Here is a 24,653-nt window from a genome sequence, read left to right on the forward strand (position 1 = left end):
AACAAGTTCGATTCTCGTAACGCTATTTGACCCTTTCGGTAACGAGGCTGGCCGTGGGGACGGACCAAAGCGGGTTAAAAAGAAGGGTCAGATTTTTCCTTGCGGTATTCCCGAATCATCATGGAGCAGCGTTTTCTCAAGGTTCCGCGCAACGAATCCGGCCGCGATTTTGCGGTAGGCGATGTGCATGGACATTTTTCGCGCCTGCAACAGGCGCTGGATGAATTGGGGTTCGACCCCACTCGCGACCGGCTTTTTTCCGTGGGCGATCTGGTTGACCGGGGACCCGAGAACGAGGCCGCGCTGGACTGGCTCGCCAAGCCCTGGTTCTACGCGGTGCAAGGCAATCACGAGGACTACGCGATTCGTCACGTGCGCACCGGCAAGGTGGATGTGACGAACTGGCGCGGTTATGGCGGTGGCTGGTTTCTGGATCTGCCCGCCGAGCGGCAGCAGGTGTTTGCCGAAGCCTTTACCCAATTGCCGATTGCCATCGAAGTGGAAACGTCGTCCGGCGCCGTCGGACTGCTGCATGCCGACTGCCCGGTGTTGTTCTGGCCCCGGCTGGAGTCCGCGTTGCAGGACCGCTACAAGCGCACCAGCGCGGCGTGCCAGTGGTCGCGCGACCGTCTGCGCCAGATGGACCGAACCGGCATCCTGGGCGTGCGGGCGGTGGTGGCGGGGCACACCCCGGTGGCGTCGCCGCTGGCGCTGGGCAACGTGTATCACATCGATACCGAAGGCTGGAACGGCGGCTATTTCACGTTTCTGAATCTTGAATCCCTGCAGGCGTGGCCTCGCGAGGTCGTGACCGAGGCCGCGGCCGCCGAGTAGGGCGGACGGAACAAAGCAAAACGGGCGCCGAGGCGCCCGTTTTTGCGAAATGCGCAGCTTTTACAGCGGCCGGGCAGTCACCGCGCCGGGGGCGGTGACGGCGCTGGCGCTGACGCCGGCCGAATCGGCAGGCGCGGCTGCGGCAGGGACGGCTGGCGTCTGCACGCCGCCCGCAGCGGGCATGGCCTGCGCCTGCGGGACGGGGGCGGCGTCTGCGCGGGGCACGGGGATCGGCATCAGCGGCGGCTGGATCGGACTGCCTTCGGGAGCCGCGGCGCCGCCGGGAGGCAGCGGCTTGACCGAGGTGTCGACGCCGTCGGTCGAGCGGTTGTTGTTCAGGAAGTCGGTCAGCGCGTCGCCGGAAGACAGGTCCAGCGAGGCCACCGCCTGGCCCGGCGGGAATTCGGAGAAATAGTATTCGCCGTTGTCGACCAGCAGGCCGTCGGGGCGCGGCGCCGGCTTGGCTTGCGGCACGTCCTTCAGGACGGGCTGCATGTAGTCCAGCCAGGTGGAGAGCGCCAGGCCGCTGCCGAACTCGTTGGTGCCCAGCGACTTGGGTTGGTCAAAGCCCATCCAGACGGTGGTGGCCAGCGTCTGCGTGAAACCCGAGAACCAGACGTCCACGGCGTCGTTCGTGGTGCCGGTCTTGCCGCCGATGTCGTTGCGCTTGAGCACCTGATGCGCACGGGCGGCGGTGCCGTTGACCGTGACATCGCGCAGGATGTCGTCCATGACCCATGCCGTGCGCGGGTCGATGGCGCGCGCCTGCGCGTCGCCGGCCACGACGGGCTGGGTCTTCATCAGCACATTGCCAGAGCGGTCCGTGACGTGGTCGATGAGGTAGGGCGTGACGCGGTAGCCGCCGTTGGCAAACACGCTGTAGCCATTGACGACCTGCAGCGGCGTGGCGCCACCCGCGCCCAGCGCAAGCGGCAACACGGCTGGCCAGCGTGATTTATCGAAGCCGAAGCGCGTCAGGTAGTCCTGTGCGTACTGCGGTGAAATCGCCTGCAGGATGCGGATCGACACCATGTTCTTGGAGCGCATCAACCCCTGGCGCAGGGTCAGCATGGGTTCGTACTTGTTGCCGTCGTTCTTGGGCTGCCAGGCCTTGGAACCGGTCTGCTCGGCCGTCAGCATGAAGGGCTGATCGGAGATCTGCGTGGCGGGCGTCAGGCCCCGTTCCAGCGCAGCCGCATAGACGAACGGTTTGATGTTCGAGCCCGGCTGGCGCCATGCCTGCGTGACGCGGTTGAAGTGGCCGCGGTTGAAGTCGAAGCCGCCGATCATGGCGCGGATGGCGCCATCCTGCGGCACCATCGACACCAGCGCAGCCTGCAGCGCCGGCATGTTGATGATTTCCCAGTTGTCGCCGTTCTTGTGGATGTAGACGACCGAACCGCGCCGGATGCGCTGGGTGTCGCTGGCCTTGGGATTGAGCGCGCGGGCGACGACCGCCAGGGCCTTCTTGTCCGAAATGGTGATGATGTCGCGCCCGCTGCGCGCCACGGTGACTTCAGTGGGGCTGGCGGCCAGCACGACGGCGGCAAGCAGGTCTTCGCTGTCGGGCGACTTTTCCTGCACGCCGTCCAGGATCTCGTCGAGCGCCTGGGGGTCCTGTTCCACGCCGTCGGGCAGCTCGACCTGGTCTTCCGGGCCCGGATAGACGGCGCGGCGGGTGTAGTCGATGATGCCGTCGCGCACGGCGCGGTAAGCCGCTTCCTGCGCCTTGGAATCGATCGTGGTGTAGACGTCGATGCCCGACGAGTAGGTGTTCTCCTGGAACACGCCATACATCAGCTGGCGGGCCAGTTCTGCCGGATAGTCGCCGTGCACCGCAAAGCCGCGCGTGCTGCTGCCGTCCGCGCCGCGGATCGTGATGCGCTGTTGCAGGGCTTCGTCGGTCTGCTCCGGCGTCAGGTAGCCCAGCGTCTTCATGCGGCCCAGCACGTAATGCTGGCGGATCTCGGCGCGCGGGTAATTGGTGATCGGGTTGAAACGCGAGGGCGCCTTCGGAATGCCGGCCAGCATGGCGGCTTCGGCGGGCGTGACTTCGGACAGCGGCTTGCCCAGGTACGTGCGCGAGGCGGCCGCGAAACCATAGGCGCGATGGCCCAGGTAGATCTGGTTCATGTAGAGCTCGAGGATTTGGTCCTTGGTGAGCTCGGATTCGATCTTGAACGTCAGCAGCAGTTCATAGAACTTGCGCGAATACGTCTTTTCCGACGACAGATAGAAATTGCGCGCGACCTGCATGGTGATCGTGCTGCCGCCCTGGGACTTGGAACCCTTGACGATGTTGGTCAGCACGGCGCGTGCGACGCCCATCCAGTCGACGCCGCCGTGGCTGTAGAAACGGTCGTCCTCGGCCGCCAGAACGGCCTGCCGCATTACCGGGGGGATTTCGTCGAAACGCAGCACGTTGCGGTGTTCTTCGCCGTATTCGCCGATGAGCACCTTGTCCGCGGTGTAGATGCGCAGGGGCACGCGTGGCCGGTAGTCGGTCATCGCGTGCAGGTCTGGCAGGCTGGGCCACGCCAGGGCCAGTGCGAGGCCAAGCAAGACGGCGCTGCACACGGCTGCGCCGGCGGCGGCGATGCCCGCTTTGACCAGGAGAGGTTTCCAGGGGAGGCCCGATTTGCCGCCCGGGTTGGCGGAGGATTGCTGGGGATTGCTCATTGCAGGCGATTCTAGGGCAGAACGCTATAGACCGCCCAGGGCGCAATAAGGTTTCGGTAACGAAATCTGCCCATGTGAGCAGATATTCAGCTTTTGTTCAGGTTGGCGAGGCCCCGGGGACGGATTGCAGATAACGCTGGGGTGGGGCGCCCAGTGCCCGATGAAACATGGCGGAGAAGGCGCTGGCGCTGCGGTAGCCGAGGTCCGCCGCAATGCGCGCCACTGGCACGCCCATCGACAGCCGGCACACCGCATCAGCCAGCCGCACCTGCTGCACCCACTGTCTGTAATTCAGTCCTAGTTCGGATTGAAACAATCGGATCAGCGTGCGCGCACTGGCGCCGACTTCGCTTCCCCAGTCCTCGATGCCGCGTTGCAGGCCGGGCTGGTCCAGAATGGCCGCGCAGATGGCTTGCAGGCGCCGGTCGCGCGGCCACGGGATCTGAATGGGCACGATGCGCGCGGCGGCCAGCTCAGCCAGGATCAACCCCGCGATCTGCTCGACCCGTCCCCCGAGCGGGTAGTCGATGGGCTCGGCCGTCAACGCCAGAATCAATTCCCGCAGCAGGCCGCTGACCTCGATCACCTGGCACTCGGGCCAGTAGTCCCGGGCCGCGTCGGCCTGAATGTAAAGGGAACGCATCGAGACCGCGCCGACCATGTCGACGCCGTGCGGCACGCCCGCCGGCACCCATAGCGCGCGCAGCGGAGGCAAGGCCCAGAAGCCGCTGGGCGTGGTGACGCGCATCACGCCTTCGACGGCATAAATGAGCTGGGCGCGCGGGTGCGAATGGGGACCGGTCTGCGCGCCGGGGGAAAATTCCTTGGCCATCGCCGTGACGACGCGCGGACGATGCTGGTAGTCCTGCGCGTTGATGCTGCGGGCGGGATCGGGGGGAGGGCGGACGACCATGGTGTCACTTCCGACAAAAGGATGAGGAGGCGCCCGGAAGCGCATGGCGCCTATTTTGCCATTGGGTTGGCATAGCGGTTGTCACTTTTTCGACGAAAAATGGCAGATCACGCCGGCGCCGGATTTCTACACTGATGCCTGGTTCCGGCGAGTGGCCGGCTTGTCCATTTTCTTCGTGCGACTCATGAACTCCGCCCAGAATCCCGCTGCCGGCCTGTCCGCCTCGACCTCTGCCGCACCCGCCGCGGCATCGCCCGCCGCCTCCGATCCCTCCACCGCCTTCAAGGTGCTGGGCGCGATCAGCGTGGCGCATCTGATGAACGACATGATCCAGTCGATCCTGCTCGCCATCTATCCCATGCTCAAGGACTCGTTCAGCCTGACGTTCACGCAGATCGGGCTGATCACGCTGGTCTACCAGCTTGCCGCGTCGCTGCTTCAGCCGTTCATCGGTTTCTATACCGACCGGAACCCCAAGCCGTACTCGCTGCCCGTGGGCATGGGGTTCACGCTGGTGGGCTTGTTGATGCTGTCGATGGCGCCGTCGTTTGGCTGGCTGCTGGTGGCGGCGGTGCTGGTGGGCACGGGCTCGTCGGTGTTCCACCCGGAATCGTCGCGCGTGGCGCGCATGGCGTCGGGCGGGCGGCACGGGCTGGCGCAGTCGCTGTTTCAGGTGGGCGGCAATGTGGGGTCGGCGCTGGGGCCGCTGCTGGCCGCGCTGTTCATCATTCCGCACGGGCAGGGCAGCGTGGCGTGGTTCTCGCTGGCGGCGCTGTTCGGCATCGTGGTGCTGATGTGGATCGGGCGCTGGTATGCCGCCAACCGCGTGCTGCTCAAACCGCGTGCGCGGCGCGAGGGCGCGGGCAATGGGTTGACGCGCAATCAGGTGCTGGGCGCGTTGGGCGTGCTGGGCGTCCTGGTGTTCTCGAAGTATTTCTATCTGGCCAGCCTGAACAGCTACTTCACGTTCTACCTGATCGACAAGTTCGCGCTGTCGGTGCGCGAGGCGCAGCTGTATCTCTTCCTGTTCCTGGCCGCCGTGGCGGTGGGCACCGTGGTGGGTGGACCGGTCGGCGACCGCATCGGCCGCAAGATCGTGATCTGGGTGTCGATCCTGGGCGTGGCGCCTTTCACGCTGATGCTGCCGCACGCCAATCTCTTCTGGACGGGCGTGCTCGTCGTCATCATCGGCGTGGTGCTGGCGTCGGCCTTCTCCGCGATCGTGGTCTATGCCCAGGAGCTGGTGCCGGGCAAGGTGGGCATGATCGCGGGCCTGTTCTTCGGCTTTGCCTTCGGCATGGGCGGCCTGGGCGCTGCGGTGCTGGGCAGGGTGGCCGATGCCACCAGCATCGGCTACGTCTATCAGTTGTGTGCGTATCTGCCGCTGTTGGGCGTGGTGGCGATTCTGTTGCCGAAGATGCGGCGGGTGTAGGCCCGCCGTCCCGTCAGCCCGCCCGCAGCGATTGCAGGCGCGGCAGGCGGTGCTCGATGCCGTCGATCTGCCCCGCGCTGCCGTGGTGGATCACGGCGACGCGGGTGGCGCGCAGTTGCGTCAACTGGTCGGCGCTGACTTCAAAGCTCTTGGCCAGGCGCTGGTCGGTCAGCGGGCGGATCGGCTTGCGGCGGTCCTTGCCGCCGAAGCGGCGGTGGTTGTACACGGCCCACGCCACCAGCACCGCCGCGTTGACCACGGCCAGCACGGCGTAGCCCCACAAGGTCTGCACCGTCGGCAGAAAGACGGGCAGCAGCGGCGCGTCCGGGCCGCTGGCGGCCCCGCGCAGAATGGCCAGGATGCCGGCGCCAAACAGGTAGACGAACGCGAACCAGCCGAAGGCGGTCAGCGCGAAGTCGAACAGATAGCCCGCGCGCGAGCGTTGCGTGGTGATGATCATGATGCCTCCGGTGATTTGATGCCGCGGTCGGGACTGGTCCAGCGGGCGCGCTGGGCCTGCTTGCGCAGCATGACCTTGGGGAAACTGACGAGCGTGGTGAAGAGACTTACCATCCAGTAGGCCAGCGGATACCAGATGACCCAGTAGAGCGCGCGCGCCAGGCCCGGCTCATAGCGGCGGTCGATCAGGATGCTGACGGCAAACTGCAGCAGGCACACGACCGCCAGCATCATGCCGGTGAAGGCGGGCGGCAGCAGGCTGGCGATCTGCATGTTGTTGGGCAGCGCGACGACCTGGCTGACCAGCCACAGCACCACCGACAGCCCGAACGCGAATGCCCAGGCGGTCGACAGGCAGAATTCGGCCATCAGCGGCCACAGCCGGCGGTGGCGCCAGTTCCAGATCGAGCGCAGGTTCTTCAGGAACACCTCCGCGCCGCCCTGCGCCCAGCGCAGCCGCTGCTTCCACAATCCGCGCAGGGTCTCGGGCATCAGGATCCAGCACAGCCCGCGCGGCTCGTAGAAGATGGACCAGTGGTCGCGCTGCAGCTTCCAGCTGATGTCGATGTCCTCGGTGATCATGTCCAGGCTCCAGTAGCCCGCGCGGTCCAGCGCAACGCGGCGGAACGCCGCGACGACGCCCGACACCGTGAAGACCTGCCCGTACACGCGCTGCGTGCGCTTGATGAGTCCGATGATCGAAGAGAACTCGCCAACCTGGATGCGCCCGATCAGTGTGGAGCGGGTGCGGATGCGCGGGTTGCCTGTGACGGCGCCGACGCGCGGGTTGTCGATCAGCGGCGCCACCAGATAGGCGGCGGCATCGGGATCGAGCAGGGCGTCGCCGTCGATGCACACCAGGTATTCACTGCGGGCCGCCAGCGCGCCCATGCGCAGCGCCATGGCCTTGCCCTGGTTCTGCGCCAGATGCACGACGCGCAGGCGCGCGTGTTCGGCGGCCATGCGGTTCAGCAGCGCGGCCGTGCCGTCGGTCGACCCGTCGTTGATGGCGATGACCTCGATGTGCGGATAGTTCTGGTTCAGCGCCGCAAGCAGGGTTTCTTCGCCGTTGTCGGCTTCGTTGAAGCACGGCACCAGAATCGACACCAGCGGCGAGCCGGCCAGTTCGGGCGGGGTGCGTTCAGCCCCCCATGCCCAGTGGCGCTCCCAGTGCCACCAGAAGTAGATGCCGCCCGCCATCCACATGCCGGACATGAACAGCGGATAGAAGAACACGAAGCCTAGCAGCGCTTCGCCGGTCAGCATCAGGGTGAATCCAAACGGCGCGCCGAGCACCGCGCAGAGAATCAGCAGGGCAATCAATCGATCAGTCATTGGAGGGGATACCAGGCTTCGGAGATGGCGGGCCGGATGCCTTGCAACCGGGGCTGGTCTTGCGAGAAATCGTCGGGGTAGTAGCCGAAGCTGCGGGCGCCGCGCAGTTGCAGGCGGCGCATCCAGCCGGCCAGCACGTCGGTGTCCACGGGCGTGGCGTCGGGCCGGCCGGGGCCGGTGCGCCAATCGCGGCTTTGCAGTTCGAACACGGTCCTGGACAGGGCACCGGGCCGGCGGGCGACGGTGTCGACCAGCTCGTCCAGCCACGCGTTTTCCTTGCCGGGCGCGACGTTCTCCATCAGCGGCATCGCCATCGGCGCGGTCCAGTCGTACGCGGCCAGAAAGTCGTCCAGGTTCTGCGCGAACCAGGTTTCGCTGTCGGGATTCAGGATGGGCTGGGCGTAGATGTTGCGCGCCGTCTTGATCTGCGGCCCGCGCACGGCGCGCACCTTCTCGGCAAGCGCCGCTGTGAAATCCACCAGATAGCGGCTCTTGTAGCGGGTCCAGCGCTGCATCGTGTCCGGATCCGCGCGCAGTTCCGCGATGCTGTCCGGCAACCCCGCCGCGCGATACGCGGCCAGCGCGCCGGGGCTGGCGTCCTCGAAGTCCGACAGCAGCGCGTCGTCGTGGAACAGGATGCCGTCGAAGATCGCCTGGCGCGCCAGGTCTTCGTACAGATCGCCGATGCGCGCGCGCACGGTGGCGTCATAGGGCGACAGGCGGCGGTACTGGTCCGGGTCGGGCGCCACCTGCCCGGTGTCCGGATCCCAGCGCTCGACGCGCGGCAAGGCCGGGTCCATGTCGAAGGCCAGCACGGGCATCCAGGCGTAGACCATCACGTTGGCGCGATTGTGCAGTTGCCAGGCGGCACGGTTGAAGAGGTCTGCGCGCATCGGCAGCCAGCGGTTCGGGAAGTACAGCGACTTCACCAGCCCATCGCCCTGCGGGTCGGAATAGGCCTGCAGAAACACCGTGTTGATCTGCATGTCCAGGATGCGCTGCACCAGCACGCCCAGGTTGCGGTCGGTCTGTTCCGGGTCCGGGTCGTAGACGTAGTCCAGGTCGATGTGCGCGACGCGCATGAAGGGGTCGGCCTCCATGCCCACCACGCTGTTGGCAAAGGACTTGAGCGCCGGATCGCTGGCCAGCAGCATGCGCGGCGTGGACATCAGGCGGGACAGGCGCCCGGGGCCGTCTTCCAGCGTCAGCGCCATCTCGTAGCCGTTCTCGGCGGTGATGCGCAGCGTGGAGCCGCCTTCCGCGCCATACGGCCAGACCCACACGCGCGGCTTCTTACCGGTGGCCGCGCGGATCTTTTCCGTGATGGCGGCCACGTCGCGGCCCATGCGGGCGTCAAACTGCGCCTCGGTCTCGTACTGGCCGGTGCGCGCATCAAAGGCGCGGATGGCGGCGGCCGGCTCGGTGTTGCCCTGCGGATTGGCCAGCGCGCCATAGTGCGAGGCGTCCGTGTGCGCGGCGATTTCCACCAACCCGGAGCGCGAGATCTCGCGGATCTCGTCCCAGTTCAAAAAGCGGTTGCGGGCCTCGGGCGTGCCGCCGAAATCCACCGGGCGGTCGGACGGGGTGTCCATCCAGACGCCCACGGGCGCCAGCAGCGCCGGCCATCCGTAGGCTTTCAGGATGGGCAGCACGCGGGTATGGAAGCTGCGATAGCCGTCGTCGAACGACAGCAGCACAGCGCGGTCGGGCAGCGGCTTGCCGCCTTGCCGGGCGGCCAGGATCTGGTCCACCGACACGGCCTGGTAGCCGTTGGCGCGCAGCCAGGCCAACTGTTCGGCCAGCCGGTCCGTGCGCACGCTGAGAAAGGCCTGATCGGGGTCGTCGTCTTCAACGTCGTGATAGGCCAGGGCCAGGAACTGGCCATTGACCCACGGTTTGTCGATGGCCGCGACCGGGCGTTCGGCGGGCGGCGTGTAGACGGGGATGTCCTTGGCGCAGGCGGTCAGCGCCAGAATCATGAGGAACAGGATGCCGGCCAGGAGCAGCCGGGTATGCAGTTTGAGCATCATGTCGTTTCCGGAAAAGCCAGGTCAGAAGCGGTAGGCAAGGTCGAAGACGACGCGCAGTTCACGCTCGCGCTCGCCGTCATAGGGCCGGCTGGTGCCGGTGACCATGAAGCCCATGTCCAGAACGTCGTTCGCGCGGTAGCGCTGGCCGTAGCCCAGCGCGACGACGCCGCCCGTGCCGTAGCCCTGCTGGCTGTAAGTGCCGGCGCCCAGCGTGCCGATCTGTTCCCATGCGGTTTCGTAGCGGCGGTGCAGCGTGTGCGTCAGCCGCACGCCGGGCAGGGCCAGGAAATCGGCGCTGGGGTTGAAGTAGGGCGCGTCGTCGCGGTTGTTGTGCTGGGTGGACAGGCCCAATTCCAGGTCGGCCTTCAGGTGCGGCGCGGTGTAGACACGCTCGCGGCCAGTCAGTGCGAATGCCCAACGGGTGTTGCCGTCGCTGAAACGGGACGGGGCGGCCGACAGGGTCCATTCGCGCCGCTCGTCGGCGCGCCAGCGCACGTACATCGACAGGCCGTTGGACGAGACGTCGTTGGTCAGCGCGCGCAGCGGCGTGTCGCGCGACAGGATTTCGGCCGAGCCGCCCACCTGCCAGTGGTCGTTCAGGTCGTAGGCGGCGGACAGCCGCGCGCCGGGCTTGACGCCGTGGCCGTAGTCGTTGGTGGAGACTTCGCCTTCCACCGTCAGATCGCGCACGCGCCATTCCACGCCGGTGCGCAGCCAGCGGTAGATGCCACGGCCTTCCTCGAAGTCACCCGATGCGTAGCCGCCGCCGCCAAAGGCGCGCCAGTCGTAACCCATGGGCGGGGAATACAACACGGCGTCGATGCCGAAATCGCCGTTGCCGGTGACCGGACTGTCCGAGGCCAGGCCGCGGTAGCCGGTGATGCGCAGCTCGGCCTTGCGGTGGACCTCCCACTCGCGGGCCAGCCGCCGGCTGGTCAGGTTTTCGGGCGAGCGGGCCAGCGTGTCGGCGGATAGCGCTTCGGCCTGACGCCATTCCTGCAGGTCCATCGCCGTGAAGCCCTGGCCGTTCTCCACCGCCAGGTCGCGCGGCGCCAGCGTTTCGGCCAGCTTCAGTTCGATTTCCGACGCGCGGGGCTGCGAGCGGGCGCGGTGGACGGTGGCCAGATCGCTGCGCAGCGCGGAATTGTTGGGCGCCTGCTGCACCATCTGCGCCAGGCGCTGGTGGGCCTCGATGGTGTCGTCGGCCTGAAGGTGCGTGGCGGCCAGCGTCTGGCGACTTTCCAGGTTCAGGTCGTTGGGCATGCGCGTGGCCTGGCCCTTGTAGTAAAGCCAGGGGGCGTAGCCGGCCTGGACGGCGTCCGTGATCGGGGGCGTTTCGTCGAATTGTTCGCCTTCGGCCAGCGCGTAGTACAGGCCGGTCTGCGTGGCCAGACGCTGCGCCGGATCGTCGCCGGGCGCGCTGTCGCTGGCGGCCACCTGCCGGTACAGGTCGCGGGCGCGCTCGGGCTGGCGCAGGTACAGATAGGCGGAGGCCACGTCGCTCAGCGCGTAGCGCGGTACGTCGACGCCTTCGGCCAGCAGCGCCTCATATTCCTGGATCAGCATCTGCATCTGCACCCGGGCGTGCAGGGCGTGCAGGCGGTCGATGCGGGCGCGCAGCACGTCGGCGCGGGCGTCTTTGCCCAGTTTGCGCCAATCGGCAATCGCGGCGTCGTAGCCGGCCAGCGCGCGGTCGGCGATGGCAAACCGTTCGGCCTCGCCGCGCGCGGGCATGGCCGCCAGCCGCGCCTCCTGCGCCAGTGCGTCGGCCTGCAGGGCGCGCATCTGGGCGGGGGTGAACAGCGTTTCATGGCGACGCGCCCAGTCCAGCGCCACGTCGGCCATGCGGGCGCCCTGAAGCGCCCGGATGTATTCGCGCAGCACGTAGGGCGTGGCGGGCGCCAGCGCCAGTGCCTGGTCGGCCTGATGCAGGGCTTCAAATGGTTGGGACTGCCGTGCGTAGACGTAACTGAGCGCCAGCCGGGCGTCGGCGTCGCGCGGCTGGCGGGCGATGCGTTTCTCGCCTGCGGCGATCGCCGCTGAGAATTGCCCGGCGTCCGCCAGCGTCATGATCTCGCCCGCCGCGAAGGCGGCTTCGTCCGGGTGGCGGCGCATCCCCTGGCGGTAGGCGTCGAGCGCCTGCGGCCAGCGCTGCTGGTCGCGGTAAGCCCGCGCCACGGCCAATTGGACGTTGGCCGGCGGCACGGCGCCGGCCGGCAGCGTCTCGTACGCGACGATGGCTTCGTCAGGCTTGCCCGCCCAGCCGGCGATGACGATCCGGTCGTAAACGGGCCGCACGCCCGCGGCGCTGCCCTGCGCGCGCAGCATTTCCAGCGCAGGTTCGTAGTCGCCGGCGCGAGCGCGCTCGATCAGCGCGTCGTAGTGGCTTGACGGGGCGGCCAGCGTCAGCATGGGCGCGAGCATTGCGCTGGCCGCCATCAAGTTCAGTCTGGGTCCAACGGCGTTTGACCGCCTGGTTCGTTCGATTGGCATCTGTATGACATCCGCAGTGGCAATTCGGGGCGTCCATGGCTCCGCCACGCCGGACGGGCGCGAGCACCCGGCAAGGGCGGCCACAGGCGAACCAGGCGCCTGCAGCGCGGAAATGAACGTTTGATTGGGACTTGCGCGGCGCCCGCTACGGGGACCTTCGCACTCGCGCTATCGGAGTGCATGGCTAGTACGCGCCACGCCCGTGGGGCGTGATCGCGGCGCTTATGCTGCGTCGTCGACGGATGGAACTTTACGGAAAATTGCCGTGGTTAACTGTCAATTACTGCAAAGGGGGCGTCACGGCGAAGGCGCCTTGGCGTATTCTCTCGTCGCAGGCCGTGCAATCGTCTTGGCGCGGCGGTAAAGGTTCTGGTCGGACGGACGCGCGTTGCCCGGCAGGGCAAACGTCATGCGCGTCCTTTCGCCATTCTCGTAACAAAAAGCATCAAGAATGCTGACGTGTAACGCGCTTTGCTTGCGCGAACCCAGTGCAACTGCAGTCCCAACGGCGGGGCGGGCCGACGAGCCTGAGCCCGAGCGAACCATGACGACTAGCTTGTTTTTCCTGATGTGGGGCCTGGCCACGGCGCTGGCGTTGCCGTTGCTGCTGCCCTTTCACGTCCGCGGCGTCGAAGGGGTGCCTGCGTTCATGGCGGCCAACGCGCTGGCCGTGCTGTCCCTGCTGGCCTACGCGTCGGCCGAGATGATCCCGCCCGCCGCCTATGTGATGGTGTCCAACGCCGCCTGGGCCTGTTCCGCCGCGCTGGTGTACATCGGCGTGCGCCAGTTCTTCGGCATGCATCCGCATATCCTGCGCACCACCTTGTTGTGCTCGCTCTGCACCTTCGGCTTTGCCCTGCTGCTGTACCGCAGCGACAGCCTGGTGTGGCGCATGGTGCTGTATTCCGTCTACACCTGCGTGCTGATGGCAGCGACCGGCGCCGTCATCTTCCGGCAGCGCAGGCGCATCAAGACAAAAGGCGTCGTGCTGTATCTGCTGCTGGCATTTTTCGGGGTGGTGGCGTTGCACGCGCTGCGCGGATATGTCTACGGCGCGGGCGTGGAGACCCCGGTGTCGCTGCTGCAGCCGTCGGCCTGGAGCCTATTTTTCATTGTGTGCGGCTCGGTCACGGTGCCCGGACTCTTCCTGGCGCTGCTCTTCATGATCCAGACCAGCCAGGCGGAAAAGATGCAGGCCGCGCTGACGTTCGACAGCCTGACGCAAGCCTATTCGCGGCGCAGCATCATGGACGAGCTTGAACACGAGCTGCTGCGCTGTGAGCGCACGGGCGGCAAGCTGGCGGTGCTGGTGCTGGACATCGATCACTTCAAATCCATCAACGACCGGTACGGCCATGCGGGCGGCGACACCGCGCTGCGTCACTTCGCGCGCGTGGTGCAGAATGCGGTCCGTTCGAGCGATCGCTTCGGCCGCCTGGGCGGCGAGGAGTTCGTGCTGCTGATGTACGACTGCGATCCGGCGAGCGCGCTGGTGCAGGCGCAGCGCGTCTGCGACGCGTTGCGCGACATGCCGCTCTATCTGCAGGGGCTGGAAGTGCAGCTGACCACCAGCGGCGGGCTGGCGTCCTACCAGCCGGGCGACAGCGCCGACGTCATCCTGGCGCGGGCCGACGTGGCGTTGTACCGGGCCAAGGAGCAGGGGCGGGACCGCGTGGAAATGGCCTGGAGCGGCCGCGGCGTCGTCAAGACAAGCGGCGGCCTGCCGGCCGCCGCGAATGCCCTGGAAGCGGAAACCGCAGGGACTACGGCTTGAGGTGTTCCGTCAGGAACTTCTCCATGGCCTCGTAGAACTCGAACTTGTTCTCGTCGTTGTGAAAGCCATGGCCTTCGTTGTCCTTGACCATGTATTCCACGTCCACACCGCGGGCCTTGAGCGCCGAGACCATCTGGTCGCTCTCGTCCTTGTTCACGCGTGGATCCTTGGCGCCCTGCGCGACGAACAGCGGCGTCTTGATCTTGTCCGCGTGCAGCGCCGGTGAAGTCGCGGTCAGGCGGTCGTGGTCGCGCACCGGGTCGCCCACCATGTCCTGCATCTTGTCCAGCATGGGTTTCCAGTACGGCGGAATGGACTTCATGAACGTGAAGAGGTTCGATACGCCCACGTAGTCCACGGCCGCGGCGTACAGGTCCGGCGTGAAGGCCACGCCGGCCAGCGTCGCGTAGCCGCCGTAGCTGGCGCCATAGATGCCGATGCGCTTGGGGTCGGCGATGCCTTGCTCGACCAGCCATTGCACGCCGTCGGTGATGTCGTCCTGCATCTTCAGGCCCCATTCCCCGAAGCCGGCTTCCCAGAAGTCGCGGCCGTAACCGGTGGAGCCGCGGAAATTCATCTGCAGCACGCAGAAACCGCGGTTGGCCAGGAATTGCACTTCGGGGTTGTAGCCCCAGCCGTCGCGGGCCCACGGGCCGCCGTGCGGATTGACGACGCAGGCCAGGTTCTTGGGTTCGCGGCCGGCGGGCAGCGTGAGGTAACCGTGGATGGTCCGGCCGTCGCGGCTCTGATAGCTGATGGGCTGCACCCGCGACATGTCAGCCTCGGGGATGGCCGGGTTCAGGTCCGCCAGCTTGGTCAGCGTGCCGGCCACGGCGTCGTAGATGTAGCGCGCGCCGGGCGTGCGGTCGTTGTAGGCCGCCACGATGAACTTGTTCTCGTCGCGGTTGCCGCCCTGGATGACGACGTCGTAACCCGGCAGGAGATCGGCAAGCGTCTTGTACAGCGCTTCGGTTTCCCCGTCGAAGAACTTGTATTGCGGCTTGTCGGTCTGGTAGGACGCCACGGTCAGCACGCGGCGCTTGCGCGAGAACGCGGCGCCGTCCAGGTCGACGGCCTCGGGCGTGAAGATGACATCCTCGGCGTCCGGCGTGGCCGGGTCGATGACGACCAGCGAGAGCTTGTCGCGATTGCGGTTGCTCAGCGCGTAGAACTTCTTGTCGTCGAACGTGAAGAATGCGGGGCTGACGCTGGTGCGGTAGTCGGTGGTGATGAGCGGGCGGAAGTCGGACGCTTCGTCGTCGCGGTAGAGCAGGGTGGTGTTCAGCCCGTCGCTGGCGACGGCGGCGCGCACCTTGCCCGCGTGGTCGGTCTGCCAGCCGACGATGTTGCCCGGATTCTGCGCCACCAGCACGGCCGCGCCGGTGTGGACGTTGACGCGGTAGACGTCGAAGACCTCGGGGTTGCGCTGGTTGTGGCTGATCAGCACGTGGTCGGGGTCGTCTTCGAGGTCGTCCTCGATGCCGGCGCGTACGCCCTCGTACGGGGTCAGGTCCGTGATCTTGCCGGTCTTGGCGTTGACGGCCAGGACGTGGAAGTTTTCGTCGCCGCCAAAGTCCTTCTGGTACAGCACCACGTCCGGGCCTTTCCAGAAATAGCCGCTGATGTCGCGCGCGGTCTCGCTGGTCAGCTGGCGCGGCTCGCCCACGAGCTGGCTGCCTTGCAGCGGCTGCACGTAGATGTTCATGCGGGCGGGGTTGCCGTCCACGCTGGTGGGCTGCATGAACGATAGCGTCTGGCCGTCGTCGGACAGCCGGAAATAGCCGCGCTCAGGATTGCGGAAGAAATCTTTCAGGGGATAGGCGCGGGGAGGCGGCTGCGTGGCGCAGGCACCCAGGGAGGCGCCGACGATGCCGGCAGCCAGGACGGTGCGCAGAAATGAGAACAAGGGGAAACCTCCGTGATGTCGATCCGCGTTGCAAATAGGCTGGTCGATAATGCCATAGCCGCGCAAGGGGTGTCGAACCGGCCCCGCCGATCCGGCGCCACTTATGCCGCCAGGCGGTTTGCGGGATAATCGCGGCACTTCTTCTGGAGATTTACATGTACAGGAATCTGGTCGCGGCCTCGGCGCTGGCCCTGGGGCTGGCCGGCTGCTCGCTCGGCATTTCGCCGGACAGCGCGTCGCCGCACAGCGAATTCAAGGCGCCAGTGGCCTTCAAGGACGCCTACGATGCGGTCATCCGCCAGTCCAACGCGTGCCTGCGCAGCACCGACAACGCCTACCGCGTCGTTTCCGACCTGAACGAAAGCGCGCAATCCGGTGTGGTGCGCGTGCTGGCGCCGTATTCCGATCGCGAGATGTCGCGCGTTGACCTGAAGTCCGAGGGGCCGAAGTCCACGGACGTGCGTATCGTGATGTGGGGCAAGGGCACGTGGGACCCCGCTGCCATGCGCGCGATGCAGGACGCGGTGTATTACGGGTTGGTGTCGTGCAGCACGTACATGCCGCTGGATCCGCGCCCGCCCGTCAAGCCGACGCGCGACCTGCCGAAATAAGGCAGGACGAAAATAGATCAGTCGCCGCCCGGACGGCGGCGGATGATCTTGAAGGTGGCGGTGGCGCGCGCCACCAGTTCACCGTCGGCGCGGCGGATGTCGCCCTCACAGAAGGCGATGGACGCGCCGCGGCGCAGGCAGCGCGCTTCGATGACCAGATCGCCCGTGCCGGGAGACAGGAACGTGGTGTTCATGTCGATGGTGGCCATTCCCTCGGTGGCGTCCGCGGAGCCGCGCGCGGCGGCGCTCAAGGTGAAGTCCAGTACGCTCATCAGCGTGCCGCCGTGCACGTCGCCGCGGCTGTTGGTCAGGTCTTCGCGCCACGGCAGCGTCGTGCGGGCATAGGCGGGCGCAATGCTTTCCGGCACCAGGCCGATGAAACTCATGAAGGGAATGGTCAGGCCGAAATAGTCGGTTTTGGCGGAGGCGGGAGCAGTCATGGAACCGTCGTGGGCGAGAAGGGATAGCGGATTGCCGCCGGTCATAATATATGTTTTTGCCACGGGATTGAGGTCATGACGGGGCAGGCGTCGGCGCAGTCTGCGCGCAAAATCGTGCATGTGGACATGGATGCGTTTTACGCGTCCGTGGAGCAGCGCGACAATCCCGACCTGCGCGGCAAGCCGGTGGTGGTGGCCTGGACCGGACCGCGCTCGGTCGTGTGCGCGGCGTCCTACGAAGCGCGGCGCTACGGCATCCATTCCGCCATGTCGGCCATCAAGGCCGAACGCCTCTGTCCGCACGCGATCTACGTGCCGCCCGATTTCAACCGCTACCGCGACGTGTCGCGACAGGTGCGGCAGATCTTCGCCCGACATACCGACCTGATCGAACCCTTGTCGCTCGACGAGGCCTACCTGGACGTGACGGTCAACAAATGCGGGCTGCCATCGGCCACCGAGGTGGCGCAGGTGATTCGCCAGCAGATCCGCGAGGAAACCGGACTGACCGCGTCGGCCGGTGTGGCCCCGAACAAATTCCTGGCCAAGATCGCGTCGGACTGGAACAAGCCCGACGGCATTTTTGTGGTGCGGCCCAGCAAGGTGCTGGCATTCCTGGAACCCTTGCCCGTGCGCAAGGTGCCGGGCGTGGGCAAAGTCACGCAGGCGCGCCTGGAGCAGCTTGGCATCCAGACCGTGGGCGACCTGGCCACGCACAGCGCGCAGGAGCTGGAGCACTACTTCGGCCGCTATGGCCGGCGGCTGTACGAGCTGGCGCGCGGCATCGACGAACGCGAGGTCCAGACCGACCAGCCGTTGCAACAGGTGTCGGCCGAAACCACGTTTTCCAACGACGTCCGGCTGGAGGCCGTGGGCGACGCCCTGGACCGCATGGCGGAAAAGGTGTGGGATCAGGCGCTGAAGAAGGGCGCCTTGGGACGCACGGTGGTGCTCAAGCTGAAGACCGACCGCTTCCGCATCCTGACGCGCAGCCAGACCTGCGCCCAGCCGCCAACGTCGGCCATGGAGCTGGCCGCGCTGGCGCGGCTGCTGTGCGAACGCGTGGAACTGCCGCCGGACACGCTGTACCGGCTGGCGGGGGTGGGGATGAGCAACTTCGCAGATCCGGGCGAGCAGTCGCGCCAGCCGGATCTGTTTGGAGGGGCCTTCTAAAGCCGGGCCCTATGGGATGCGGGCCCGACAATGCGACCTTTACAGGCGGGCCTTCACTTGTTGCGACAGCGCCGTCATGTCGGCGCGGCCGGCCAGCTTCTGCTTCAGGATAGCCATCACCTTGCCCATCGCGGGCGCGCCCGTCACGCCTTGCGCGGCGACTTCAGCCAGCGCGGCGTCGATGGCGGCGGCCACTTCCTCGGGGGTGGCGGCCTGGGGCAGGAATTCCTGCAGCACGGCCAGTTCGCCCTTCTCCTGCTCGGCGGTTTCCGTGCGGCCGGCCTGCTCGAACGCGGCGATCGACTCGCGGCGTTGCTTGACCTGTTTTTCGATGATGGCGGTGATTTCGGCGTCGGACAGGTCGCGGCGTTCGTCGACTTCCTTCTGCTTGACGGCAGCCAGCAGGAAACGCAGCGTGGTCAGTCGCTCGCTGGCCTTGGCGCGCATCGCGTCCTTGACGGCGTCGGACAGGCGGGTCTTGAGCGTAGCAGTGCTCATCGGTAAACCTTTGTGGTGTTGCGGTAATCGGGAAGTGTAAACCGGGCCGGGACGCGCCGGGCGCGCCCCGGCCCGCGGATCAAGTCAACGTGGATCACTTCACCGTGGTCAGGTCGCCGCGCAGCGCGACCCCGGCAACCATGGCGCCCGCGTGGCACTCGTAGTCGGTGGTGCTGCGGTACTCGTTCTTGCGGTAGTAGCTGACGATATTGGTGACGGCATTGGCGCCGGCCTTCTTGGCGGCTTCATGCAGCGAGATCACGGCGGACTGGGCGACCCAGAGGCAAGCCTCTTCGTCCTTCTTCGCAAACGCGTTGGTCTTGCGGTTGGTGACCACGCCGGCCTCCACCACCTTGCCCTTGGGACCCGTGCCAGCCAGGTAGAACTTGACGCTGCCGTCGATCTTTCCGGCGTCCTGCGCGGCCTTGATGGCGGCCGCGATGGGCAGGTGGACGGTGCGATCCGCGGCCAGGACCGGGGCGGACAGGGCAAACGACACTGCCAGCGCGCCAGCGAGCTTGCAAGGGAGGTTCATGATTTGCATTCCTTGATGAGACGTTGGAAAAGCGGGAAAGCCAAAAAAGCGGCGCCGGCGGACGTTATGGCCAGCGCTTGAAGATCAGCGAGGTGTTGATGCCGCCGAACGCGAAGTTGTTGTTCATCACGTATTCGTTGCTCATGCGCCGGCCGTCGCCGGTCAGATAATCGAGCTCGCCGCACAGCGGGTCGACGTGCTGCAGGTTCAGCGTGGGGGCGTACCAGTCGTTGCGCAGCATTTCGATGCTGAACCAGGATTCCAGCGCACCGCACGCGCCCAGCGTGTGGCCCAGGTAGCTTTTCTGCGAGCTGATCGGCATGCGGCCGCCAAAGAGGCTGGAAGTTGCCTGCGTTTCGGCCACGTCGCCCTGTTCGGTCGCGGTGCCGTGGCCGTTCACGTAGCCGATCGCCTCGGGCGGCAGGCCGGCGTCGGCCAGCGCCATCTCCATCGCGATGCGCATGGTCGCCGCTTCGGGACGCGTGATGTGCGTGCCGTCCGAATTGCTGCCGAAGCCCACGATCTCCGCATGGATGTGCGCGCCGCGGGCCTGGGCGTGTTCCAGCGATTCCAGCACCAGCATGCCGCTGCCTTCGCCGATCACCAGCCCGTCGCGGTCGCGGTCGTAGGGGCGGGGCGTCAGTTCGGGCGTGTCGTTCTTCTGGCTGGTGGCGTACAGCGCGTCGAACACCAGCGCCTCGCTCGGGCACAGCTCTTCGGCGCCGCCCGCCAGCATCAGATCCTGCCGGCCGTAGCGGATGGCCTCATAGGCGTAGCCGATCCCCTGGCTGCCGGATGTGCACGCGCTGGAAGTCGGGATGATGCGGCCCTTCAGTTCGAAGAAGATGCCGATGTTTGCCGCGGTGGTGTGCGGCATCATGCGCACGTACGAGTTCGCGTTCAGGTCGTCCGTGACGCCGTTGAGCAGCATGTTGCCGAAAGCGCGGATCTCCGCCGTGCTGCCCACGGACGATCCGCACGCCACGCCCATGCGTCCATCGGTGATGCTGCGTTCGCCCAGCAGGCCGGCGTCGGCCAACGCGTTTTCCGCGGCGCGCACAGCCAGCTGCGAGACGCGTCCCATGCTGCGCAGCTGCTTGCGCGTCCAGTGGGCCGGCGCCTGGAAGTCTTCGACCGGACCGCCCAGGCGGGTATTCAGTTCCACGTAGCGCGACCAGTCGGGCATGACCCGAATGGCGCTGCGGCCTTGCTGGAAAGCCTGCTGGATCGCCTGCCATTCCGATCCCAGCGCGCTGATGCCGGCCATGCCGGTGACGACGACCCGTTTCATCAGCACAGCCCTCCGTTCACGGCGATGACCTGGCGAGTGATGTACGCGGCGCCCGGCGACATCAGGAACGCAACGGTGGCGGCGACTTCTTCGGGGCGGCCCATGCGCTGCGCCGGGATGGCCTTCAGGATTTCTTCCACGGGTACTTGCTCGTCAATCATGTCGGTGTCGATCAGGCCGGGGGCCACGCAGTTCACGGTGATGTGGCGCTTGGCCAGTTCCACGGCCAGGGCCTTGGCGGCCCCGATGAGGCCGGCCTTGGACGCGCTGTAGTTGACCTGGCCGCGATTGCCGACCAGTCCGGAGACCGAGGTCATGCACACCACGCGGCCCGCGGTGCGGCGCCGGATCATGGGCATCGCCAGCGGGCTCATCACGTTGTAGAAGCCGTCCAGGTTGGTGCGCAGCACCTGGTCCCAGTCGTCGCCGGTCAAGGCGGGAAATGCGCCGTCGCGGGTCAGGCCGGCATTGAGCACGACGCCGTAATAGGCCCCGTGCGTCTCGACGTCCGCCTGCAGCACGGCGGCGCACTGCGCGCGGTCGGCCACGTCGAACTGCAGGATGCGCGCCTGGCGGCCGCGGGCCTGCACGTCGGCCTGCACGGCCTCGGCCTGTGCGCGTTGTTGGCGGCAATGCAGCACCAGATCATGGCCGGCGTCGGCCAGTGCCAGCGCGATGGCGCGGCCGATGCCGCGGCTCGAGCCGGTGACGAGGATGGGGTCGGCGCTCATTCGGGGGCTTCTTCCTGCATAAGAGTGTTGGGGTCGCTGGGCTGATAGACGTTGAGCCGGGCATTGGCCAGCACGCGCGTGTCGTCGCGCAGCACGCATTCGAAGACGCTCATGCCGCTGGCGTCGATCAGGCCGCGTTCGACATGGACGGTGAGTTGGGCGCCCGCGGGCAACGACGGGTCGTGGCATTCGTAGCGGCGCGTGCCAAGCAGGAAACCGAGCTTGACGGCTTCGTTCGCCTGCCGGGCCTGGCATCCCGCCCACGCGCCCACGGCCTGCGCCATCAGTTCCATGCCCAGCCAGGGGGGTAGCGAGCCGTCCGGCAGCGAGTAGGGGCCGGGCCGGACGACGGCTCGGGCGGTAAGGCTGTCCGCGTCATGACGGATCACGGCATCGAGCAGAATCATGTCGCCCGCGTGCGGCAGCAGGCTGGCAATCGGCCACGTCGTCATGATTGGCCTCCCAGCACCAGACTGGCATTGTTGCCGCCGAAGGCGAACGAGTTGCTCATTGCCAGCCGCCGCCGGCCCGCCGCATAGCGGTGCGTGGCGGTGCTGAATTCCAGCGCCGGCAGCGCCGGGTCCGGCTGGCCGTCCCAGACGTGCGGCATCAGCGCGCCGTGCACGTTGGCCGCGGACAGCGTGATCCAGGCCAGGACGGCTTCCAGCGCGCCGGCCGCACCCAGCGTGTGACCGGTCAGCGCCTTGGTCGACGCGCAGGGCACGCCCTGCGGAAACACGGCGCGCGTGGCGTGGCTTTCCATGGCGTCGTTGTGCGGGGTGCCGGTGCCGTGCAGGTTCAGCCAGCCGATGTCGGCGGCCTGGAGGCCCGCCGAGTCCAGCGCGGCCTGCATGGCGCGTCGCGCGCCTTCGCCGGTGGGATCGGGCGCGGACATGTGCCAGGCGTCGGAACTGGCGCCGCCGCCCAGCAGCGCCACGGCGTTGGCATCCGCGGGGTCGCGTTCCATCAGGAACAGGACGCCGGCTTCGCCGATGTTGATGCCGCGGCGGTTGGCCGAGAAGGGCGTGCACAGCGCCTCGTCGACGGCTTCAAGGGTGGCGAACCCGTTGATGGTCAGGCGGCAGAGCGTGTCGGCCCCGCCGCAGACCACCGCGTCGCACAGGCCAAGCTGCAGCAGCCGGCGCGCGGACAACAGCGCGCGGGCGCTGGATGTGCAGGCCGTGGACAGGGTGTAGGCCGGACCCGTGGCGCCCAGCCATTGCGCCAGGAAGGCGGCGGGCGAGGACAGGGCCTGACGGCGGTAGTCGTAGCTGGGGGGCCAGGCGCCCAGCGCGCGCAGATGGCGGAAGGCGGGTGCGTTATCGTTCACGCCGGACGTGCTGGTGCCCAGCACCACGGCGACGCGGCCCGCGCCGTAGCGGTCGATCGCGCCGCGCAGGCGGTCCTCGATCTGGACGGCAGACGCGAGCAGCAACTGGTTGTTCCGGCTGTGGTGATGCGCGGGCAGTTCCTGAGGCACTGGCGGCAATGCATCGGTGCAGGCGCCCAGCGTCAGCGTGCGGCCGTTTACCCAGCCGTCCTGCGCACGCATGCCGGTCGTATCGCCGGCAAAGGCGGCGCGACCGACGGCGCCCACGCCGGCGCCCAGCGCGCACACGACGCCGGGGGTGCCAAGCCAGGTCGTCATGGCTGCTCCTTCAGGGGGGTGATCCGCCACGTCACGTCGTCGTTGGTGCGGATCGACAATGCCTGGCTTTGCGCGTCGGCGGGATAGGTGACGGTCCAGCGCACCTTGCCGCCGTCGAGCAGCAGGCGTTGTGCCGTCCCGGCTTGCGAGGGCGCCGAGCGCCACGACGCCGAGCCGTAGGCCGCGTCAAGCTCCGATGCCGGTGTCCAGGCGAACATCAGCGCGGCAAACAGATCGCGCGCCTGCGCGTTGGGGCGCATGAATCCGTCATTGCGCCATTGACCGCCTTCCAGCATCTGCCGCGCCTGCGGCACGCCCATGGGGTCGAAGAGCGACCAGCGCAAGGCGGCGTCTTCGCGCTGGACCACGAGCAGCAGGTCCACGGCGGGCGCTCCGGGCGACGTCTGCACCACATGCAACTGGCGCGGCAGCGAAAAAGCGGCGTCGCGGGCGGGCAGGGGCGGCGCGCCCGCGCAGGCGGCCAGGGCCAGCAGCGCCAACGTTGCCGCGAAGGCGCGGCAGGCGGACAGGAACGGGGCGGGAAAGGCGATCATGACGGGTTGCTGCGTGAATGCAGGTCGATGCGGGTTCAGGCGGGCTGGGCGACCGTGCCGCCTGCGCGGCACAGTTCGCTCAGCACGCGCAGGCGGCGCTGCGGGTTGGCCACGAAGGGGTTGCTCGTGTCCCAGGCGTAGCCCGCCAGAATGGAACTGATCATGCGACGGATTTCCGGCTGCGCCTGCTGGTAGAAGACGACGTCCTGGAACTCGCCGGTGTACCAGCCTTGCACGTACGCACGGAAGGTTTCCACGCCGATCATCAGCGGGTCGGCGAACTCGGCTTGCCAGTCGACCTGCGCACCGCCGAGTTGCCGGTGCAAGGCATCGGCAGCCAGTTTGGACGAGCGCAACGCGATGGTGACGCCGGACGAGAACACCGGGTCCAGGAACTCCGCGGCATTGCCCAGCAAGGCGTAGCCGGGACCATGCAGGCGCGTCACGCTGGCGGAGTAGCCGCCGATCGTGTTGGCCGGCGTGTCCCACACGGCGTTCTTCAGGACGCGCTTCAGGTTGGGCGCGGCATCGGCCATCGCGCGTAGCGTGGTCATCAGATCTTCGCCGGGACCGCCGAACAGGTCTTCGCCGCCGACCACGCCGAACGAGCAGCGGCCATTGGAGAAGGGAATCAGCCAATACCAGATGCCGCGTTGCTCCGGATGGACCGTGATCAGGATCTTTTCGCGATCAAAGCCCGGATCGTCGATGCGGTCTTCGATGTGCGTGAAGATGGCCTTGCGGGGCGGCAGCGCGGAAGGGCGCTCCAGGTCCAGCAGGCGGGCCAGGACGCGCCCGTAACCGCTGGCGTCCAGCACGAACTGGCTCTTGACCTGATAGGCGCTGCCGTCCGCGCGGCGCACGTCCAGCAGGGGACCGGCGTCGCCGAAGTCGGCGGCGGTAACTTCCTGCTGGTAGCGCACCTCGACACCCTGGCGGGCGGCGTCCTCGGCCAGCACCTTGTCGAACTGCGCGCGCTGCACCTGGAAGGTCGTGCCGGGGCCAGCCGTGAACTTGTCGCGGAAGTCGAAGTAGGTGTAGGCGTCGCCGCACGCGAACGCCGCGCCGTTCTTGACCTGGAAGCCCGCGGCCTCGACGGCGGGCAGCATGCCGGCCTCTTCGACAAACTCCAGGCAATGCGCCAGCAGGCTTTCCCCGATGGAGAACCGGGGGAACTGCTGGCGCTCCAGCACCAGGACGTCATGCCCCTGCCGCTTCAGCAGGGCGGCGGCGACCGCGCCGGCGGGGCCCGCTCCGATAACCACAACTTCCCGATGTTCCATGCTGGTTGTTTCCATGATTGCTTGATGAAAGAGG

The 24,653-nt window shown here is 67.3% G+C and carries 21 protein-coding genes; 5 read left to right on the forward strand and 16 right to left on the reverse strand.

Going from position 1 to position 24,653, the window contains the following annotated elements; translation table 11 throughout:
• The first annotated feature begins 120 nt into the window (after nt 1-120).
• Nucleotides 121-834: a metallophosphoesterase gene (locus tag KW836_RS11375; RefSeq protein ID WP_175124049.1), complete on the forward strand. Its 714-nt coding sequence runs from the start codon at nt 121-123 to the stop codon at nt 832-834.
• Nucleotides 835-894: 60 nt separating this feature from the next.
• Here the strand turns inward: KW836_RS11375 and KW836_RS11380 are convergent, their stop codons facing one another.
• Nucleotides 895-3,513, reverse strand: a complete 2,619-nt coding sequence (locus KW836_RS11380; protein ID WP_218343365.1) for a penicillin-binding protein 1A — start codon at nt 3,511-3,513, stop codon at nt 895-897.
• A gap of 97 nt (nt 3,514-3,610) precedes the next feature.
• Nucleotides 3,611-4,426 carry a helix-turn-helix domain-containing protein gene (locus KW836_RS11385; RefSeq protein WP_218343366.1) on the reverse strand — a complete coding sequence of 272 codons (816 nt, stop codon included), beginning with the start codon at nt 4,424-4,426 and terminating at the stop codon, nt 3,611-3,613.
• Nucleotides 4,427-4,610: 184 nt separating this feature from the next.
• Between KW836_RS11385 and KW836_RS11390 the strand changes: the two genes are divergently transcribed.
• The gene (locus KW836_RS11390) at nt 4,611-5,858 is read left to right on the forward strand and encodes an MFS transporter (RefSeq protein WP_218343367.1); all 1,248 of its coding nucleotides are present in this window, start codon (nt 4,611-4,613) and stop codon (nt 5,856-5,858) included.
• Nucleotides 5,859-5,871: 13 nt separating this feature from the next.
• On the opposite strand, the gene pgaD is transcribed toward KW836_RS11390, so the two are convergent.
• Genes pgaD through pgaA form a run of 4 tightly spaced genes read right to left on the reverse strand, consistent with a single transcriptional unit; the run spans nt 5,872 to nt 12,106 of the window.
• Nucleotides 5,872-6,318, reverse strand: a complete 447-nt coding sequence (gene pgaD, locus KW836_RS11395) for a poly-beta-1,6-N-acetyl-D-glucosamine biosynthesis protein PgaD (RefSeq protein WP_175124053.1) — start codon at nt 6,316-6,318, stop codon at nt 5,872-5,874.
• A complete protein-coding gene (gene pgaC / locus KW836_RS11400) occupies nt 6,315-7,652 on the reverse strand; it encodes a poly-beta-1,6-N-acetyl-D-glucosamine synthase (RefSeq protein WP_218343368.1) in 1,338 nt (445 codons plus the stop codon). Before pgaC ends, pgaD begins: the two co-directional genes overlap by 4 nt.
• On the reverse strand, nt 7,649-9,682 hold the full coding sequence (gene pgaB, locus KW836_RS11405) for a poly-beta-1,6-N-acetyl-D-glucosamine N-deacetylase PgaB (RefSeq protein WP_218343369.1): 2,034 nt from the start codon (nt 9,680-9,682) through the stop codon (nt 7,649-7,651). The genes pgaC and pgaB overlap by 4 nt, the downstream gene beginning before the upstream one ends.
• Nucleotides 9,683-9,703: 21 nt before the next feature.
• Nucleotides 9,704-12,106 (reverse strand): poly-beta-1,6 N-acetyl-D-glucosamine export porin PgaA, encoded by a 2,403-nt coding sequence (pgaA, locus tag KW836_RS11410; protein ID WP_255595395.1) that lies wholly within the window; start codon nt 12,104-12,106, stop codon nt 9,704-9,706.
• 613 nt (nt 12,107-12,719) lie between these two features.
• Here pgaA and KW836_RS11415 point away from each other — a divergent pair.
• Nucleotides 12,720-13,949 (forward strand): GGDEF domain-containing protein, encoded by a 1,230-nt coding sequence (locus KW836_RS11415; protein WP_175124057.1) that lies wholly within the window; start codon nt 12,720-12,722, stop codon nt 13,947-13,949.
• On the opposite strand, the gene KW836_RS11420 is transcribed toward KW836_RS11415, so the two are convergent.
• Nucleotides 13,939-15,855, reverse strand: a complete 1,917-nt coding sequence (locus tag KW836_RS11420) for a S9 family peptidase (protein WP_218343371.1) — start codon at nt 15,853-15,855, stop codon at nt 13,939-13,941. The two genes, KW836_RS11415 and KW836_RS11420, sit on opposite strands and share 11 nt — an antisense overlap.
• A 155-nt stretch (nt 15,856-16,010) precedes the next feature.
• Here KW836_RS11420 and KW836_RS11425 point away from each other — a divergent pair, with 155 nt between their 5' ends.
• The gene (locus KW836_RS11425) at nt 16,011-16,466 is read left to right on the forward strand and encodes a BPTD_2524 family lipoprotein (RefSeq protein ID WP_175124059.1); all 456 of its coding nucleotides are present in this window, start codon (nt 16,011-16,013) and stop codon (nt 16,464-16,466) included.
• A gap of 17 nt (nt 16,467-16,483) precedes the next feature.
• On the opposite strand, the gene KW836_RS11430 is transcribed toward KW836_RS11425, so the two are convergent.
• Nucleotides 16,484-16,906, reverse strand: a complete 423-nt coding sequence (locus tag KW836_RS11430; protein ID WP_175124060.1) for a PaaI family thioesterase — start codon at nt 16,904-16,906, stop codon at nt 16,484-16,486.
• 75 nt (nt 16,907-16,981) lie between these two features.
• Here KW836_RS11430 and dinB point away from each other — a divergent pair, with 75 nt between their 5' ends.
• Nucleotides 16,982-18,079 (forward strand): DNA polymerase IV, encoded by a 1,098-nt coding sequence (dinB, locus tag KW836_RS11435; protein WP_175124061.1) that lies wholly within the window; start codon nt 16,982-16,984, stop codon nt 18,077-18,079.
• Between the two features lie 39 nt (nt 18,080-18,118).
• Here the strand turns inward: dinB and KW836_RS11440 are convergent, their stop codons facing one another.
• The 8 genes from KW836_RS11440 to KW836_RS11475 all read right to left on the reverse strand — a co-directional run bounded on the left by KW836_RS11440 (nt 18,119) and on the right by KW836_RS11475 (nt 24,619).
• Entirely contained in the window at nt 18,119-18,577 is a 459-nt protein-coding gene (locus KW836_RS11440) for a GatB/YqeY domain-containing protein (RefSeq protein WP_056569773.1), read from the reverse strand.
• A 94-nt stretch (nt 18,578-18,671) separates the two neighbouring features.
• Complete coding sequence (locus KW836_RS11445) at nt 18,672-19,112, reverse strand: excinuclease (protein WP_218343372.1); 441 nt, start codon at nt 19,110-19,112, stop codon at nt 18,672-18,674.
• Nucleotides 19,113-19,176: 64 nt separating this feature from the next.
• Entirely contained in the window at nt 19,177-20,403 is a 1,227-nt protein-coding gene (locus KW836_RS11450) for a beta-ketoacyl-ACP synthase (RefSeq protein WP_218343373.1), read from the reverse strand.
• A complete protein-coding gene (gene fabG / locus KW836_RS11455) occupies nt 20,403-21,134 on the reverse strand; it encodes a 3-oxoacyl-ACP reductase FabG (RefSeq protein WP_218343374.1) in 732 nt (243 codons plus the stop codon). Before fabG ends, KW836_RS11450 begins: the two co-directional genes overlap by 1 nt.
• The gene (locus tag KW836_RS11460) at nt 21,131-21,586 is read right to left on the reverse strand and encodes a hotdog family protein (RefSeq protein WP_218343375.1); all 456 of its coding nucleotides are present in this window, start codon (nt 21,584-21,586) and stop codon (nt 21,131-21,133) included. The genes fabG and KW836_RS11460 overlap by 4 nt, the downstream gene beginning before the upstream one ends.
• Complete coding sequence (locus tag KW836_RS11465) at nt 21,583-22,782, reverse strand: beta-ketoacyl-[acyl-carrier-protein] synthase family protein (RefSeq protein WP_218343376.1); 1,200 nt, start codon at nt 22,780-22,782, stop codon at nt 21,583-21,585. The genes KW836_RS11460 and KW836_RS11465 overlap by 4 nt, the downstream gene beginning before the upstream one ends.
• Nucleotides 22,779-23,336 (reverse strand): DUF3261 domain-containing protein, encoded by a 558-nt coding sequence (locus tag KW836_RS11470; RefSeq protein ID WP_218343377.1) that lies wholly within the window; start codon nt 23,334-23,336, stop codon nt 22,779-22,781. Before KW836_RS11470 ends, KW836_RS11465 begins: the two co-directional genes overlap by 4 nt.
• 35 nt (nt 23,337-23,371) lie before the next feature.
• The gene (locus KW836_RS11475; RefSeq protein ID WP_218343378.1) at nt 23,372-24,619 is read right to left on the reverse strand and encodes an NAD(P)/FAD-dependent oxidoreductase; all 1,248 of its coding nucleotides are present in this window, start codon (nt 24,617-24,619) and stop codon (nt 23,372-23,374) included.
• Between the last annotated feature and the right edge of the window lie 34 nt (nt 24,620-24,653).

The organism is Achromobacter sp. ACM05 (genome assembly GCF_019218915.1).
Lineage (GTDB): Bacteria > Pseudomonadota > Gammaproteobacteria > Burkholderiales > Burkholderiaceae_B > Achromobacter > Achromobacter animicus.

Coding starts and splice junctions, on each gene's coding strand:
- KW836_RS11385 (WP_218343366.1), bottom strand. CDS start 4,426: ATGGTCGTCCGCCCTCCCCCCGATCCCGCCCGCAGCATCAACGCGCAG.
- pgaD (WP_175124053.1), bottom strand. CDS start 6,318: ATGATCATCACCACGCAACGCTCGCGCGCGGGCTATCTGTTCGACTTC.
- dinB (WP_175124061.1), top strand. CDS start 16,982: ATGACGGGGCAGGCGTCGGCGCAGTCTGCGCGCAAAATCGTGCATGTG.
- fabG (WP_218343374.1), bottom strand. CDS start 21,134: ATGAGCGCCGACCCCATCCTCGTCACCGGCTCGAGCCGCGGCATCGGC.
- KW836_RS11415 (WP_175124057.1), top strand. CDS start 12,720: ATGACGACTAGCTTGTTTTTCCTGATGTGGGGCCTGGCCACGGCGCTG.
- KW836_RS11475 (WP_218343378.1), bottom strand. CDS start 24,619: ATGGAACATCGGGAAGTTGTGGTTATCGGAGCGGGCCCCGCCGGCGCG.
- pgaA (WP_255595395.1), bottom strand. CDS start 12,106: ATGCTCGCGCCCATGCTGACGCTGGCCGCCCCGTCAAGCCACTACGAC.
- KW836_RS11425 (WP_175124059.1), top strand. CDS start 16,011: ATGTACAGGAATCTGGTCGCGGCCTCGGCGCTGGCCCTGGGGCTGGCC.
- KW836_RS11390 (WP_218343367.1), top strand. CDS start 4,611: ATGAACTCCGCCCAGAATCCCGCTGCCGGCCTGTCCGCCTCGACCTCT.
- KW836_RS11440 (WP_056569773.1), bottom strand. CDS start 18,577: ATGAGCACTGCTACGCTCAAGACCCGCCTGTCCGACGCCGTCAAGGAC.
- KW836_RS11470 (WP_218343377.1), bottom strand. CDS start 23,336: ATGATCGCCTTTCCCGCCCCGTTCCTGTCCGCCTGCCGCGCCTTCGCG.
- pgaC (WP_218343368.1), bottom strand. CDS start 7,652: ATGACTGATCGATTGATTGCCCTGCTGATTCTCTGCGCGGTGCTCGGC.
- pgaB (WP_218343369.1), bottom strand. CDS start 9,682: ATGATGCTCAAACTGCATACCCGGCTGCTCCTGGCCGGCATCCTGTTC.
- KW836_RS11445 (WP_218343372.1), bottom strand. CDS start 19,112: ATGAACCTCCCTTGCAAGCTCGCTGGCGCGCTGGCAGTGTCGTTTGCC.
- KW836_RS11430 (WP_175124060.1), bottom strand. CDS start 16,906: ATGACTGCTCCCGCCTCCGCCAAAACCGACTATTTCGGCCTGACCATT.
- KW836_RS11465 (WP_218343376.1), bottom strand. CDS start 22,782: ATGACGACCTGGCTTGGCACCCCCGGCGTCGTGTGCGCGCTGGGCGCC.
- KW836_RS11380 (WP_218343365.1), bottom strand. CDS start 3,513: ATGAGCAATCCCCAGCAATCCTCCGCCAACCCGGGCGGCAAATCGGGC.
- KW836_RS11460 (WP_218343375.1), bottom strand. CDS start 21,586: ATGACGACGTGGCCGATTGCCAGCCTGCTGCCGCACGCGGGCGACATG.
- KW836_RS11450 (WP_218343373.1), bottom strand. CDS start 20,403: ATGAAACGGGTCGTCGTCACCGGCATGGCCGGCATCAGCGCGCTGGGA.
- KW836_RS11375 (WP_175124049.1), top strand. CDS start 121: ATGGAGCAGCGTTTTCTCAAGGTTCCGCGCAACGAATCCGGCCGCGAT.